Source organism: Pseudomonas sp. GM78, from assembly GCF_000282475.1.
In the GTDB taxonomy this organism is placed as follows: Bacteria; Pseudomonadota; Gammaproteobacteria; order Pseudomonadales; family Pseudomonadaceae; genus Aquipseudomonas.
Map to the genome: position 1 here is coordinate 85,605 of NZ_AKJF01000075.1, position 15,028 is coordinate 100,632.

At 59.6% G+C, this 15,028-nt stretch carries 13 protein-coding genes; 2 read left to right on the forward strand and 11 right to left on the reverse strand.

What is annotated here, in order from left to right:
• Window positions 1–22: 22 nt before the first annotated feature.
• The 9 genes from panC to dksA all read right to left on the reverse strand — a co-directional run bounded on the left by panC (window position 23) and on the right by dksA (window position 10,855).
• Entirely contained in the window at window positions 23–883 is an 861-nt protein-coding gene (gene panC, locus PMI35_RS19395) for a pantoate--beta-alanine ligase (protein WP_008058379.1), read from the reverse strand.
• Entirely contained in the window at window positions 880–1,680 is an 801-nt protein-coding gene (gene panB, locus PMI35_RS19390; RefSeq protein WP_008058380.1) for a 3-methyl-2-oxobutanoate hydroxymethyltransferase, read from the reverse strand. Before panB ends, panC begins: the two co-directional genes overlap by 4 nt.
• 377 nt (window positions 1,681–2,057) lie before the next feature.
• Complete coding sequence (gene folK, locus PMI35_RS19385) at window positions 2,058–2,543, reverse strand: 2-amino-4-hydroxy-6-hydroxymethyldihydropteridine diphosphokinase (RefSeq protein ID WP_008058381.1); 486 nt, start codon at window positions 2,541–2,543, stop codon at window positions 2,058–2,060.
• A gap of 3 nt (window positions 2,544–2,546) precedes the next feature.
• Window positions 2,547–3,947, reverse strand: a complete 1,401-nt coding sequence (locus PMI35_RS19380) for a polynucleotide adenylyltransferase PcnB (RefSeq protein WP_032831535.1) — start codon at window positions 3,945–3,947, stop codon at window positions 2,547–2,549.
• 710 nt (window positions 3,948–4,657) lie between these two features.
• Window positions 4,658–6,097 (reverse strand): sigma-54-dependent transcriptional regulator, encoded by a 1,440-nt coding sequence (locus PMI35_RS19375; RefSeq protein ID WP_008058383.1) that lies wholly within the window; start codon window positions 6,095–6,097, stop codon window positions 4,658–4,660.
• A 22-nt stretch (window positions 6,098–6,119) separates the two neighbouring features.
• The gene (locus PMI35_RS19370; protein ID WP_008058384.1) at window positions 6,120–9,074 is read right to left on the reverse strand and encodes a sensor histidine kinase; all 2,955 of its coding nucleotides are present in this window, start codon (window positions 9,072–9,074) and stop codon (window positions 6,120–6,122) included.
• A complete protein-coding gene (locus PMI35_RS34440; RefSeq protein WP_003176118.1) occupies window positions 9,058–9,234 on the reverse strand; it encodes a hypothetical protein in 177 nt (58 codons plus the stop codon). The genes PMI35_RS19370 and PMI35_RS34440 overlap by 17 nt, the downstream gene beginning before the upstream one ends.
• A gap of 77 nt (window positions 9,235–9,311) precedes the next feature.
• Window positions 9,312–10,208, reverse strand: a complete 897-nt coding sequence (gluQRS, locus tag PMI35_RS19360; RefSeq protein ID WP_008058385.1) for a tRNA glutamyl-Q(34) synthetase GluQRS — start codon at window positions 10,206–10,208, stop codon at window positions 9,312–9,314.
• A 203-nt stretch (window positions 10,209–10,411) separates the two neighbouring features.
• Window positions 10,412–10,855: an RNA polymerase-binding protein DksA gene (gene dksA / locus PMI35_RS19355; protein WP_008058386.1), complete on the reverse strand. Its 444-nt coding sequence runs from the start codon at window positions 10,853–10,855 to the stop codon at window positions 10,412–10,414.
• Window positions 10,856–11,189: 334 nt separating this feature from the next.
• Between dksA and PMI35_RS19350 the strand changes: the two genes are divergently transcribed.
• Together PMI35_RS19350 and sfsA are read left to right on the forward strand one after the other, a co-directional pair.
• Window positions 11,190–12,362 (forward strand): pyridoxal phosphate-dependent aminotransferase, encoded by a 1,173-nt coding sequence (locus PMI35_RS19350; protein WP_008058387.1) that lies wholly within the window; start codon window positions 11,190–11,192, stop codon window positions 12,360–12,362.
• Window positions 12,362–13,075: a DNA/RNA nuclease SfsA gene (sfsA, locus tag PMI35_RS19345; protein ID WP_008058388.1), complete on the forward strand. Its 714-nt coding sequence runs from the start codon at window positions 12,362–12,364 to the stop codon at window positions 13,073–13,075. Before PMI35_RS19350 ends, sfsA begins: the two co-directional genes overlap by 1 nt.
• Here the strand turns inward: sfsA and PMI35_RS19340 are convergent.
• Together PMI35_RS19340 and PMI35_RS19335 are read right to left on the reverse strand one after the other, a co-directional pair.
• A complete protein-coding gene (locus PMI35_RS19340) occupies window positions 13,072–13,389 on the reverse strand; it encodes a Rieske (2Fe-2S) protein (protein WP_008058389.1) in 318 nt (105 codons plus the stop codon). The two genes, sfsA and PMI35_RS19340, sit on opposite strands and share 4 nt — an antisense overlap.
• Before the next feature lie 28 nt (window positions 13,390–13,417).
• On the reverse strand, window positions 13,418–14,416 hold the full coding sequence (locus PMI35_RS19335; RefSeq protein ID WP_008058391.1) for an NAD-dependent epimerase/dehydratase family protein: 999 nt from the start codon (window positions 14,414–14,416) through the stop codon (window positions 13,418–13,420).
• Between the last annotated feature and the right edge of the window lie 612 nt (window positions 14,417–15,028).

The window sequence follows — 15,028 nt, forward strand, 5'->3', positions numbered from 1 at the left end:
CGGGGGATATGTAGGGGGGAATTCAGGCGGGGGTGTCGAGGTTCAGGTGCAGGTTGTCGATCAGGCGCGTCGTCCCCAGGAACGCCGCTACCAGAATCACCAGGTCCCGATCTTCCGGGTTTGCCGGGCGCAGGCTCAGGCCATGGCGAATTTCCAGGTAGTCGGGGCGCAGGCCCGCAGCTTCCAGCTGTTGCAGCTTGGTGCGGATCAGGGCCGGGTAATCGCGCTCGCCTTGCCTGATCGCTTTGGCGATCTCGCTCAGTGTGCGATACACCATCGGTGCCACGGCGCGCTGGTCTTCGGTGAGGAAGCCATTGCGCGACGACAGTGCCAGGCCATCGGCCGCCCTCACTGTCGGCTCGCCAATGATCTGGATCGGCATGTTCAGGTCATGCACCAGCGCGCGAATGACCGCCAGTTGCTGGAAGTCTTTCTGGCCGAAAATCGCGAGGTCCGGCTGGACCATGTTGAACAGCTTGCTGACCACCGTTGCCACACCTTCGAAATGCCCCGGACGGCTGGCGCCGCACAGGCCTTCGGACAGTTGCGGGACGCTGACACGGGTCTGCCCGGCCATGCCGTCGGGGTACATCTCTTCAACAGTTGGCGCGAACAGCAGGTCGCAGCCGGCTTCGAGGAGTTTTTCCTGGTCGGCGGCGAGGGTGCGCGGGTATTTGTCGAGGTCTTCGCCAGCACCGAACTGCAGCGGGTTGACGAAAATGCTCGCGACCACGAAATCCACCCGTTGGGTGGCCTTGGTGATCAGCGCGACATGACCGCTGTGCAGGTTGCCCATGGTCGGCACGAAGCCGATGCGCTTGCCTTCACCGCGGGCACGGGCCACGGCGGCCCGCAGTTCGCGGACGGTTTTGACGGTGTTCATGCAGAGAATCCATGTTCGATGCCTGGGAAAGTCGCCGCTTTGACTTCGGAGACATAAGCGCTCAAGGCCGCGTGAATGCTGGTTTGGCCGGTCATGAAGTTTTTCACGAATTTGGGTACGCGACCGGTGATGGACAGGCCCAGCATGTCATGCAGGACCAGTACCTGGCCGTCGGTGTGGTAGCCGGCGCCAATCCCGATGACCGGAATGTTCACGGCCTGGGTGATTTCTTCGGCCAGTTCGCTGGGCACGCATTCGAGCAGCAGCATCGCCGCGCCTGCCTGTTCCAGGGCAATGGCATCGGCACGCATCTGCCGCGCCTGGTTCTCGTTGCGACCCTGGACCTTGTAGCCGCCGAGGATGTTCACCGATTGCGGGGTCAGGCCCATGTGGGCACAGACCGGAATGCCTCGTTCCGCCAGCAGGCGGATGGAGTCCGCCAGCCACAACGCGCCTTCGACCTTGATCATGTGAGCGCCGGCCTGCATCAGCAGGGCGCTGTTGGTCATGGCCTGTTCCGTGGTGGCGTAAGCCATGAAGGGCAAGTCGGCAAGGATCAAGGCGTCGGTGTTACCGCGCTTGACGGCCGCCACGTGATAAGCCATTTCGGCGGTGGTCACCGGCAGGGTGCTGTCATGACCTTGCAGAACCATGCCGAGGGAGTCGCCCACCAGCAGCACTTCGACACCGGCCTGGTTGCAGGCGTGGGCGAAGGTCGCGTCATAGCAGGTCAGCATGGTGATTTTTTCACCTTTGTGCTTGAGACCTTGCAGAGTGGTCAGGGTGATGGCTGGCATGAAAAGTTCCTCATTCAGGCGCTGTGGAAACTACTGCGAGTAACGCGCGTGATTCTTCGTTAAATACAGGCGCACGGTCTTTTGTCGTGCTTTTAAGGCCTGGATTGCGCCCTTGATGCCGTGATGGCGGCAGCGGGACGCCTATAGTCGTGAGGAGAACGTGGGAAGTCAATTGCGTGTGTTACCGCATTGTTACGTCAGCGGTGTTACCGGGGGTACTGATGCGATTCAGCAGGCTGGGTGGGCTTATCACGCAGTTTCTGTCCTGCACGAACCCCTGTGGGAGCGAGCCTGCTCGCGATGGCGTATTGACAGTCACCATTGTGGATGAATGCTGGATCGCTATCGCGAGCAGGCTCGCTCCCATAGGGATTGTGTCAATTTGTAGCCAGGCGTTCCAGGCCGACGAACGGGCAGGCAGCGAGCAATTCTGCAAGGCTGCGGCCATCGGCCAGACGCAGATCAGCGGGTGCCAATTCCGCCAATGGATACAGCACAAAGGCCCGCTCTTGCATGTGGTAATGCGGGACTTTAAGGCGAGGCTCATCGATCAGGCGGTCACCGAACAGCAGGATGTCGAGATCCAGCGTGCGTGGCCCCCAACGCTCAAGGCGCTCGCGGCCCTGGCCGTTTTCGATTGACTGCAAGGCGTCCAGCAGCTCAAGCGGTGCCAGCGTGCTGTCGAGAGCGGCAACCGCGTTGGTGTAACGCGGTTGGCCGGGCAGCAACGAGTCGCTTTGATAGAAGGCCGAAACCCCGACCAGTTCCGATTGCGGCAACTGTGCCAGCGCTTCGATGGCGCTGCGCAGCTGTTCGGCGGGGTCAGCGAGGTTGCTGCCCATGCCGATGTAGATGCGTTCCATTCTTTATTCGCCCGTGGTGCTCGAAGCGTCCGCTGAGCGCTTGCGCTTGGAGCCGCCGCTGCGGCGACGTTTGCGTGGGGCGCCGGTGCCGTCGTCCTTGCCACTGAGGTCGCGAATCATGTCGCGACGCTCGCTGTCATTGGCATCCTGATAGTCGGTCCACCATTCGCCCAGGCCATCGGTCTGCTCGCCGGCGCTTTCGCGTAGCAGCAGGAAGTCGTAACCGGCGCGGAAGCGCGGATTGTCCAGCAGCAGGTCGGCACGTTTGCCGCTGCGCCGTGGCAGGCGCTCCTGCATGTCCCAGATCTCGCGGATCGGCATGGTGAAGCGTTTCGGGATCGCGATGCGCTGGCACTGCTCGGCAATCAGTTCGTGAGCCGCTTCCTGCATCGCCGGAATCGGTGGCATGCCACGATCCTGCAGGCGCAATACGCGCGCCGGCAGGGCTGGCCAGAGCAGGGCGGCAAACAGGAACGCCGGGGTCACCGGTTTGTTCTGCTTGATGCGCAGGTCGGTGTTGATCAGGGCTTCGCTGATCAGGGTATGGGTGTAGGTCGGGTTGTATTCCAGTGCCTCGGCGCTGGCCGGGAACAGTGGATCGAACAATTGCAGGTCGACCAGCATTTCAAAGGTGTCTGCGGCGTGGCCGGACAGGAACAGCTTGAGCACTTCTTCAAACAGGCGGGCCGACGGGATCTCGCGCAGCATGGGTGCCAGCTCGCGGATCGGCGTGGCGCTGTGTTTTTCGATGCCGAAATTCAGCTTGGCGGCAAAACGCACGGCGCGCAGCATCCGCACCGGATCTTCCTGGTAGCGCTGCTTGGGGTCGCCAATCAAGCGGATCAGTTGGTTGCGAATGTCGTGTACGCCGTTGGCGTAGTCGAGAATGCGTTCGCTGACCGGGTCGTAATACAGGGCGTTGATGGTGAAGTCGCGGCGTTGCGCGTCTTCTTCCAGGGTCCCGTAGACGTTATCGCGCAGGATGCGCCCGCTTTCGTTACTCAAGGATTTATTGTGATCTTCCTCTTCGTCGCTTTGCGGGTGATTGGCGCGGAAGGTCGCGACTTCGATGATTTCGCGGCCAAAGTGGATGTGCACCAGCTTGAACCGGCGGCCGATGATCCGTGCATTACGGAATTCGGCCCGTACCTGTTCGGGCGTGGCGCTGGTGGCGACGTCAAAATCTTTCGGCGTGATACCGAGCAGCATGTCGCGCACGCAGCCGCCGACCAGATAAGCCTGGTAACCGGCGCCCTGCAGGCGTTCGACGATGTTCACCGCGTAACGGCTGAACTGGCCCTTTTGCAGCGAATGTTGACCGCTGTTGAGCACTTCAGGCGTGCTGCGGATGTGTTGCGTACGACGCAGGGGAGTACGGAATGACTGGAACAGCTTCTTCAGCATGGGATGCACTGTTTGAAGGAATGTTCGGCCAAAACGAAGAATGACCGCATGATGGGCGGGGATTCTAGCATTTAGTCGGGGGATGGTGTAGGACACAGCGGATATGAAGCGTAGGAGCGAGGCGGGGCGGGGCAAATCGCAGAAACTACAAGGGGAGCCGAAGCTCCCCAAGAAGTAGTTGCATGCTCTATTTTTGTTATTGGTTTCGGGCTTCTTGTTTTTGTTGAGTGCCCTTGCCATGAAGCTTTTCCTTCATGACCCTCCCAATCGGGAGCCAAGAGCAAACGGATTGCTTTGGTCGCTGTGCTGCAGTGATCTTGCGATCCAACCAGTTCAGGCTCTGTCTTAAGACAGTTTTTTGTTGTTCTCGGCCTGGTCGTGGGGCAAGCCCCAAATACAACGCCTCTCCAAAAGAATCAGTTAGCTGCGCCTCTCGCCGTCTTGTTTTTATTGTGCGTGAGTCGATTCGTCTTATTTTTATTGTCTTGTACGTTGCTTGTTATTGTTCTTGTACCAAACATATAGCAGGGTGCGTGCCAACTTTTGCGAACCCCAGTAAAACAAGGGGTTAGGCACGTTGCCGGGGTAAATGAGGGCCAAAAAAAACCGGGGCTTCGTTACCGTAAGCCCCGGCTTCTGTTACGTGAAAAATCTGAGGTAACAGTTTTTTCACAAAATCATGTGTTACCCGCACATGAGACAGGTGTGGTTCAGCTCTCGCTCGGCACCCCGGTCTTGCGCCGTGGAATGCCCAGGCGCTGACGGCGTTCCCACAGGCACTTGCGGCTGACCCCGAGTTTGCGCGCCAGCTCGGTTTCGGTCATGTGATCCTGATGCTCGAGCACGAAGTGCTGGAAGTAGTCTTCCAGGGACAGGTCTTCGGTCGGCTCGTGATTGTTGTTGCTGGCGTTACCGTTGCCCTGTTGTGGGGGCAGGCCGATGAACTCGTCGTCTTCCAGGTCGCCCAGTTCGATGTCGATGCCCAGCAGCTCGGCGGAAATTTCCGGGCTCTCGCACAGGATGACAGCGCGCTCGACCGCGTTTTCCAGCTCACGAACGTTGCCTGGCCACGAGTAATGACGAATGGCTTGCTCGGCGTCCGGGGCGAACTTCAGGTCCGTGCGGTTGATTCGTGCGCTCTGGCGCGCCAGGAAGGCATTGGCGATTTCATTGACGTCTGCACCACGCTCACGCAGGGCTGGCAGTTTCAGGGCAATCACGTGGAGACGGTAATACAGGTCTTCACGGAACTGGCCGATCTTCGCCAGGCTCTTGAGGTCGCGGTGGGTCGCAGCGATCAGGCGCACATCGACTTTCTGCGACTGGACCGAACCCACTCGACGAATTTCGCCTTCCTGCAGCACGCGCAACAGGCGCGCCTGGGCTTCCAGTGGCAGCTCGCCGATTTCATCGAGGAACAAAGTGCCGCCATCCGCCGCTTCCACAAGGCCGGCACGTCCGGCGCTGGCGCCGGTGAATGCGCCTTTTTCGTGGCCGAACAGTTCGGATTCGATCAGGCTTTCCGGAATGGCCGCGCAGTTCACCGAAATCATCGGCGCCTTGGCTCGCCTGGAGAGGTTGTGCAGGGCGCGCGCCACCAGTTCCTTACCGGTGCCGGACTCGCCCTGGATCAGGACATTGGAGTCCGTCGGCGCGACCTTGCGGATCTTGCCATACAGGTCCTGCATCGGTGGGCACGAGCCGATGATGCCGATTTCACCGTTACTGTTGTCGCTACCGGTTTTGGCCGCGCCATTGGCGACCTTGCCGGCCACCGGTTCACCGCTGGCTTGCACCGATTGCCGGTCACGCAGGATGCGCGCGACGGCCTGGAGCATTTCGTCGTGGTCGAAAGGCTTGGCGATGTAATCCACCGCGCCCATCTTCATCGAGTCCACCGCCGAGCGCAGGCTGGCATAGCTGGTCATGATCAGCACCGGCGTGCCCTGACCAAGCTTGATCAACTCGGTACCTGGTGCGCCCGGCAGACGCAGGTCACTGACGATCAGGTCGAACGTGGGAATGGTGAAGCGTTCTTGTGCTTCCTGCACTGAACCGGCTTCGCTGACCTGGTACTGGTTGCGTTCCAGCAGTCGGCGCAAGGCGGAGCGGATAATGGTTTCGTCTTCGACGATCAAAATGTGCGGCATTGATTCGATACTCTCGACGGTCTCAGTTCACAGCGGACGTCGCTTCGACATGACGCGGTAAGGTCACCCGGATACGGGTACCGCGTTGGCTCTGAACATCAGCCGGGCTGTCGATGGTGATTTGTCCATAATGCTCTTCAACGATGGAATAGACCAGTGCAAGGCCCAGACCGGTACCTTCACCCGGGTCCTTGGTGGTGAAGAAGGGTTCGAACAATCGATCCATGATGCTCGATGGAATGCCGCTGCCTTCGTCTTCCACGATCAGGTCGACCGTGTGTTCGCCGGCTTCGCTCTTGACCCGCACCGCGCTGCCGGGAGGCGAGGCGTCGCGGGCGTTTGAGAGCAGGTTGATCAATACCTGGGCGAGTCGCTGCGGATCGCCTTCGACCCAGTGATCGGGGTCGCACAGGTTGTAGAACTGCACTTCGAAATTGCGCCGGTTCAGGGCCAGCAGACCGATGGCGTCCTGGGCCACTTCCGCCAGACAGACGGGCTCGTCGCTGTGCTGGTGGCTGCCGGCATGGGCGAAGCTCATCAGCGACTGCACGATGCGCGAGACGCGCTTGGTCTGTTCGAGGATCTGCCCGCTGATTTCCTTGAGTTCGCCGTCTTCCTCGCGCTCTTCGCGCAGGTTCTGCGCCAGGCAGGCGATACCGGTGATCGGGTTGCCGATTTCATGGGCCACCCCCGCGGCCAGACGACCGATGCTGGCCAGACGCTCGGAATGCACCAGTTTGTCTTCGAGCATCTGGGTTTCAGTCAGGTCCTCCACCAGTAGAACCAGGCCACTGTTGCCCGGTGCGAGCGGTTCGTCGATCGCCGCCTTGTGCAGGTTCAGCCAGCGGGTCTGGCCGTCGAGGGCCAGGTGCTGCTTGTGCAAGTGCTCATCCGGAACGTTGATGAAGCCTTGCAGCAGCGCTTTCCACGGATCGGCAATGGTGCTCAGGCGCGAACCGACCACACGCTGCGCGGCGATCCCGGTCAATTCCTCCATGGCTTTGTTCCACATGAGGATTTCCTGGTCCTTGGCCAGCGAGCAGACGCCCATCGGCAACTCCTGCAGGGTTTGGCGGTGATAGCGACGCAGGGCATCGAGTTCGGCGGCCAGGCCGGTCAGGCGCGAATGGTAGTCCTCGAGGCGACTTTCGATGAAGTGGATGTCCTCGGTGACATAGTTTTCGCCGCCGGCCTTGTAGGGCAGGAACGTCTCGACCATGTCCTGGGCCACGCTCGGCCCCATCAGGCCGGACAGGTTGGCTTCGATCCGGTCGCGCAAGCGGCGCAAGGCATACGGCCGACGCTCGTCGAAGGGCAGGTAGAGATCGCGCAGGGCCTGCTCGACTTCCTTCTGCGCCGCCTTGGCCCCCAGCGGTTTGGCCAGCTGGGTGGCGAATTCCTGTGGCGAGGCGGCGTGCAGTTCCCGGCGTTGCGGGCGGCGCACGTTGTCCACGGCGCAGGCTTCGGCGGCGCTGGCCTCTTCGGTGCTGGCATTGGTGAACAGCGAGATCAGGGTGAACATCAATACGTTGGCGGCCAGGGAGGCGATCGCGGCCATGTGCCAACTGGTGTCGTCGAGCACGTAGATCATGTTCAACAACGGTATGTAGAAGCCCTGCAGGTTGCCGACCAGCGGTAGCAGCATGGTCACCAGCCACACCAGGATCCCCGCCAGCAGTCCGGCGATGAAACCGCGACGGTTGGCGGTCGGCCAATACAGGACCGACAGCACGCCCGGCAGGAACTGCAGCGTGGCCACGAAGGCGACGATGCCGAGGTTGGCCAGGTCTTGCTCGGCGCCCAGCAGCAGGTAGAAACCGTAGCCGGCCATGATGATGGCGACGATCAGGGCGCGACGGGTCCACTTCAGCCAGCGGTAGATGTTGCCTTCGGCCGGCGGCTGGTACAACGGCAGCACCAAGTGGTTCAGGGCCATGCCGGACAGGGCCAGGGTGGTGACGATGATCAGGCCGCTGGCGGCGGACAGGCCGCCGACATAGGCCAGCAATGCCAGGGCCTTGCTGTTGGCTGCGATGCCGATGCCCAGGGTGAAATATTCCGGGTTGGTGGTGGCGCCGAGCTTCAGGCCGGCCCAGAGAATCAGCGGCACCGCCAGGCTCATCAGCAGCAGGAACAGCGGCAAGCCCCAGCTCGCGCTGACCAGCGAGCGCGGGTTGAGGTTTTCGGTGAAGGTCATGTGGTACATGTGCGGCATGACGATCGCCGAGGCGAAGAACACCAGCAGCAGCGTGCGCCAGGGGCCTTCCTGCAGTGGCGTGTGCAGCGCGGCCAGGGCGGTCTGGTTTTGCAGCAGCCACAATTCCAGCTGTTGCGGGCCGTCGAATACGCCATACAGCGCATAGAGACCGACGCCGCCGAGGGCGATCAGCTTGATCACCGACTCGAAGGCAATCGCGAACACCAGGCCTTCATGTTTTTCCCGGGTGGCGATATGCCGGGAGCCGAAGAAAATCGTGAACAGCGTGATCAGCGCGCAGAAACTCAACGCCACGCGATGCTGTACCGGCTCGCGGGTGAGGATGCCGATGGAATCGGCGACCGCCTGGATCTGCAGCGCCAGCAGGGGCAGGACCCCGACCAGCATGAAAATCGTGGTCAGCGCGCCAGCCCACGTACTGCGGAAGCGGAACGCGAACAGATCGGCCAGGGACGACAGCTGATAGGTGCGGGTGATCTTCAGGATCGGATACAGCAACACCGGCGCCAGCAGAAACGCGCCGGAAACCCCCAGGTAGCTGGACAGGAAGCCGTAGCCATACTGATAGGCCAGGCCCACGGTGCCATAAAATGCCCAGGCACTGGCGTAGACCCCCAGCGACAGGGTGTACGTCAGCGGGTGGCGAATGATCGCCCGCGGGATCATGCCCCGTTCGCTGACCCAGGCCACGCCGAACAGCACCGCCAGGTACGCGGCGCTGATCAGGATCATCTGGGTCAGGCTAAAGCTCATCGGCATCTTTTTGGCTCTGCAGGATGAAGGTCACTACGATCAGGATCAGCCAGAGCAGATAAGGGCGATACCAGGCGCCAGTGGCGTCGATCCACCAATCCATGATGGCTGGGGAAAACAGATAAATCCCCACTACCAGGAGCAGGACCAAGCGATAGATGTACATCCCGGCCTCTCTTTTTTATGCCCGTGCCCGAAAACGTGCGGCGATGGTAACGGATGGGCGCGCCACTGCAAGCACGATCACTGTAGCTGCGCCTCGGGCAGGTTCAGTGTGCGCGGGATCGACAGGGCGTCCCAGTGGGCAATGCCCCAGTCCAGCACTTCCCGCGGCGTGGCGTAGGCCAGTTCGGCGCCGGGCTTTTGTCCCAAGGCGCGCAGGGCTCGCAACAACAACGGTGTAGCCTGGTCTTCGGTCAACGGCGGTGAACGGTAGGATTTGCCGAGCTTGTTGCCATCGGGTTGGGTAATCAACGGAATGTGCAGGTACCGCGGCTGGCGCAGGCCAAGTAGCTCCTGCAAATAGAGCTGGCGCGGCGTGGAATCGAGCAGGTCGGCACCGCGGACGATGTCGGTGATGCCTTGCCAGGCATCGTCCAGCACCACCGCCAATTGATAAGCATAGAGCCCGTCGCGCCGGCGAATCACGAAATCGCCGACATCCCGGCCCAGATGCTGATGGAACTCGCCCTGCACCCGATCGATGAAGTGGTAGTCCAGTTCGGGGACGCGAACACGAATCGCGGCGTCTTCGGTGCCGTGTCCGGCATTGCGGCACAACCCTGGATAGATGCCGTGGTACGGCTCCAATTGTTTGCGCGAGCAGGTACAGGCGTAGGCCAGGCCTTGGCTGAACAGGCGATTGAGCACTTCGGCATAGGCTTCGTGGCGGTCGCTCTGGCGCACCATCTGGCCATCCCACTCGAAACCGTAGCTCTCCAGTGCCTTGAGGATCGCGGCCTGGGCGCCGGGTTCTTCCCGGGGCGGGTCGAGATCTTCCATGCGCATCAGCCAGCGGCCACCCACCGAGCGGGCGTCGAGGTACGAAGCCAATGCGGCGACCAGCGAACCGAAGTGCAGGTGACCACTGGGCGTGGGGGCGAAGCGGCCGATGTAGGTGGGGGTGGAGATCGCGGTCATAAGGGGATATCAGGCTGTCCGATCGTTTGAGTACGGCAGTAGGCCGCCATCGCGAGCAAGCTTTGCTCCTACAGTCGATTGTGCCAGTCCTTGTAGGAGCAAAGCTTGCTCGCGATGGCAATTGCGAAGACTCCACGGATCTCGGCAAATATCAGAAACAAAAACGGAGCGTTCGCACGCTCCGTTCTTTACTCAAGTCGATATTACTTGCCGACTTGCTTTTCCTTGATTTCCGCCAGCGTCTTGCAGTCGATGCACAGGTCAGCGGTAGGGCGTGCCTCAAGGCGCTTGACGCCGATCTCGATGCCGCAGGATTCACACCAGCCGTATTCTTCGTCTTCGATCAACTGAAGCGTCTTGTCGATCTTCTTGATCAACTTGCGCTCACGATCGCGGGCTCGAAGCTCGAGGGCGAACTCTTCTTCCTGGCTGGCACGGTCTGCCGGGTCAGGGAAGTTGGCCGCTTCGTCCTTCATGTGGTCCACAGTCTTGTCGACACCTTCCATCAGCTCTTTTTTCCACTGATTCAGAACCTTGGTGAAGTGCTTGCGCATGGGCTCGCCCATGTACTCTTCGCCAGCTTTCTGAACATAGGGCTCGAAGCCGCTGATCGCCTGATTCGCTTGTTGCTTTGCTTGGGTGGACATGAAATAGACCGCCTCTACTCTTGTAATCCATCTGCGCAGGATTGCTCCATCACCGGCACCTGCCGGCCCTGCGGCTGCAAGCGGGCGAACTTACCAGATCAAATCAGACCGCGCTACTCCCGGATGTCGAGGCCGCGGCCTGCGGTGCTTGCAAATGATGGCAAAGCGTTGCCTGGTGGCTCTGAAACCCTGCTCAATTAATGATTTTAGTCAAACCCTGAGCACTCGCTCAGCTCGTTTGTACCTGGGTCATAAGGCCTCTGACCGCTTTAGGTTCTCGCTCGTTCCTGCGCTTGGGTAGAATCGTTTCTTTTTCCCTGTTGAAGGAAGGCCAATGGCTCAGTCCTACAGTGCCCGCAGTCGCGCGATCGAACCTTTCCATGTGATGGCGCTGCTGGCGCGGGCCAATGAATTGCAGGCTGCCGGTCACGATGTGATCCACCTGGAAATCGGCGAACCGGACTTCACCACCGCCGAGCCGATCATCCGCGCCGGGCAGGCCGCGCTGGAAGGGGGCAAAACGCGTTATACCGCCGCCCGCGGAATCCCCGAACTGCGCGAGGCCATTGCGGGGTTTTATCAGCAGCGCCATGGCTTGAACATCGACCCGCGACGCATCCTCATCACCCCCGGCGGTTCCGGTGCATTGCTGTTGGCCAGTGCCTTGCTGGTCGATCCGGGCAAACACTGGTTGCTGGCCGACCCGGGTTACCCGTGCAACCGGCACTTCCTGCGCCTGGTGGAAGGTGCCGCGCAGTTGGTCCCGGTAGGGCCGGAGGTGCGTTATCAGCTGACGCCGGACCTGATTGAGCGGCATTGGGATCACGACAGCGTGGGCGCACTGGTGGCCTCGCCGGCCAACCCGACCGGCACGATCCTCACCCGCGACGAGCTGGCGGGGCTGTCCCAGGCCATCAAGCAGCGCCACGGTCACCTGGTGGTGGACGAGATCTACCATGGCCTGACTTACGGCACCGATGCGGCCAGCGTGCTTGAAGTCGACGACAGTGCCTTTGTGCTAAATAGTTTTTCCAAGTATTTCGGCATGACCGGCTGGCGTCTTGGCTGGCTGGTGGCGCCGGACGCGGCGGTGAGTGAGCTGGAGAAACTTGCGCAAAATCTCTACATCAGCGCACCAAGCATGGCCCAGCACGCAGCGTTGGCCTGTTTCGAGCCGGCCACCATTGCGATTCTGGAAGAGCGCCGCGCCGAATTCTGTCGTCGTCGGGACTATCTGTTGCCTGCCTTGAGAGATCTCGGTTTCGGGATCGCCGTCGAGCCGGAAGGCGCCTTCTACCTGTACGCCGATATCAGCAAGTTCGGCGGCGATGCCTTCGCGTTCTGCCGTCATTTCCTCGAAACCGAACATGTCGCGATCACGCCGGGGCTGGATTTCGGCCGGTATCAGGCCGGGCACCACGTGCGCTTTGCCTACACCCAAAATATCGAGCGCTTGCAGGAAGCGGTGGAGCGTATCGGTCGTGGTCTGCGGAGCTGGCAAGGCTGATGCTTTTTCATCCCCCCCTCGAAGAAGGTCGGCTGATTCGCCGCTACAAGCGTTTTCTCGCAGACATCGAAACCGTCGATGGCGAGTTGCTGACCATTCACTGCCCGAACACGGGCTCGATGCTCAATTGCCAGGTCGAAGGCGGGCAGGTCTGGTTCAGTCGCTCCAATGACCCCAAACGCAAGTTGCCCGGCACTTGGGAAATCGGCGAAACCCCGCAAGGGCGCCTGTTCTGCGTGAATACCGGGCGGGCCAATGGCTTGATCGAAGAGGCGCTGCGGGCGGGGGTGATCACCGAGTTGAACGGCTTCACCGAGCTGAAACGCGAAGTCGCTTACGGACAGGAAAGCAGTCGCATCGATTTCCGCCTCGAGTACCCGAGCGGGCCGGCGTACGTGGAAGTCAAAAGCGTCACCCTGGGCTACGACGGCACGCCCGTGGCAGCGTTCCCCGATGCGGTGACCCAGCGCGGGGCCAAGCATTTGCGCGAACTGGCCCATCTGGCGCGGGACGGGATTCGCGCGGTGCAGTTGTATTGCGTCAATCTCAGCGGTATCGAAGCCGTGCGTCCGGCAGAAGAAATCGATTCGGCCTACGCACAGGCCTTGCGTGAGGCTGTGGCGTGCGGGGTTGAAGTGCTGGCCTACGGTGTACGCCTGACCCATGAGGAAATGGTGGTGGACCGGCGTCTGGACGTATTGCTCGGCGGTTAGAGGCTGACCCAGATGCCTTGTTCATCTTCGCGGCAATCGACCCGGGTCAGCGATTGCCCTGCGCAGGGGCCGGCGACACATTCGCCGTCCTCGATCAGGAACAGGGCGCCATGGGTGGCGCACTGGATCAGGCTGTTGCTGGGGTCCAGGAACTGGTCTGGGGTCCATTCCAATCCAACGCCACGGTGCGGGCAGCGGTTGATATAGACGTAGACCTGGCCGTCCCGGCGCACAGCGAACAGTTTTTGGCCGTCGATGTCGAAACCGCGGCTGCTGGCGTCGGCCAGCTCCAGGCCTGTACACAGAAACTTCATGTTTATCCTCAGGTGCTGATGGCTGACACTAAGTAGATGATAATTTTGACGCCCAGCGAATGGAATTAAGAATAGAGGTTTCGAGCGAAATAGATGGGGTCCACCCGAGTAGCTCGCGCGCTATCCTGCTGGATGCATAACCACCAATGATGTCCCCTGGCCGGCGGCCGACCACTTCCACAACCAAATCAGATCTTGTTGCCTTTGTGAAGGCAGAGACAAACTCTTTAACCGTAACACCTTGCTCAGAGCCCAGATTTATGATGGGAAGACCAAACCTGTTAAGTGGAGCTGGCGAGTTGTGTTTACTAAATATCTCTGCAGCGAGAACATGGGCGTCCGCAAGGTCACGGACATCCACGAAATCTCTCACGGTCGACCCGTCACGTGTATCCCAGTCGACGCCATTTATTTGAAAAGGCTTATTGACGGTAGCACACTGGATCAATGAGTTTAATAGGCTGCTCTTGTTACTCCCTCTAAAGCCAGTTCTTAGTTTGTGGTCGCTTCCGATTGGATTGAAGTATCTAAATATGGCAAAGTGAAAGTCTCGAGCTTTAGAGATGTCGCTTAAAGCATATTCGAGAAAGTATTTTGATCGGGCATAGGGGCTGGTCGGGTTTGGAGTGGTGTTTTCGTCGAAGCTATAGGCAACGTCGGAACTGTATAGAGAAGCAGTGCCGCTTAATATTAGCTTGTTGATTCCCAAGTCGATCAAGTGATCGATCATTACAATCGATTTTGAAAAATTATTGTCGTAGTAAATATCTGGGTTCAACGTCGACTCCGCCACATCAATCTTCGCGGAGCAGTGTATAACCAATGCGATGTTAGGGTGTGCGCTCGCAATCTCTGTCAGCAGTGCCTTGTCTGCAATGTCGCCTTGATAGTAGTCAAATGGGGTGTATGGTTTGCAACTTTCTATAGGTTGCTCGTCGAGAATAATCGGATGATAACCAGCATCAGCCAGAGCAAACGCAATTGTATTTCCGATGTATCCAGCACCGCCAGTAATAAGAATTTTCATTTAGTATTCCAGAAGTTGAATTTAATCCTGTGCGGGCAGCCGAGTTCTTGGTCGTCTGGTATTGCGATGCCCTTGTTTAAAATCTTCTTGCGCGCCGTTACTGTTTACAGGGGTGCCCTGGTCGCGGCGGCAGCGCAATAATTTTTATTCTGGCACGATTTTATGCGCTCGGACTCAAAAGGCGTTGGCTCTGATAGTTTGCTGTCCGTTATAGCTTTAGTATTTTCTATCGACAAGCGGCCAAATGTGAAAAAGTGTTTTTGCTTTTCGGATTCTATTTGATTGTGCATAAGTCCTACATAATAAGTTCCCATGCAGTAAATATCCTACGTAAGATCTTAGGGATGCCTGCAGTAACGTCCTACAAGGCCGGGTATTTGGATATCAATGTCGAAGCGCTCATGGCTGGTGCAGCATCTGGTGCGACTGCTGGCCGGGGCGAACTAGTCATGGTTCGCAGATCTGGTGGTTCGACTGGCCCTGGCGCCAGCTGAGTTGCTGATCGATTCGCCACGGCGTTCATTGGTGCGCCGTTTTTTCTGTTTTTGCAGCTCAGGAGGCAGGCTGATGCTGCACGACTTTTCCACAGGCTGTACGGACCGGACACATGGT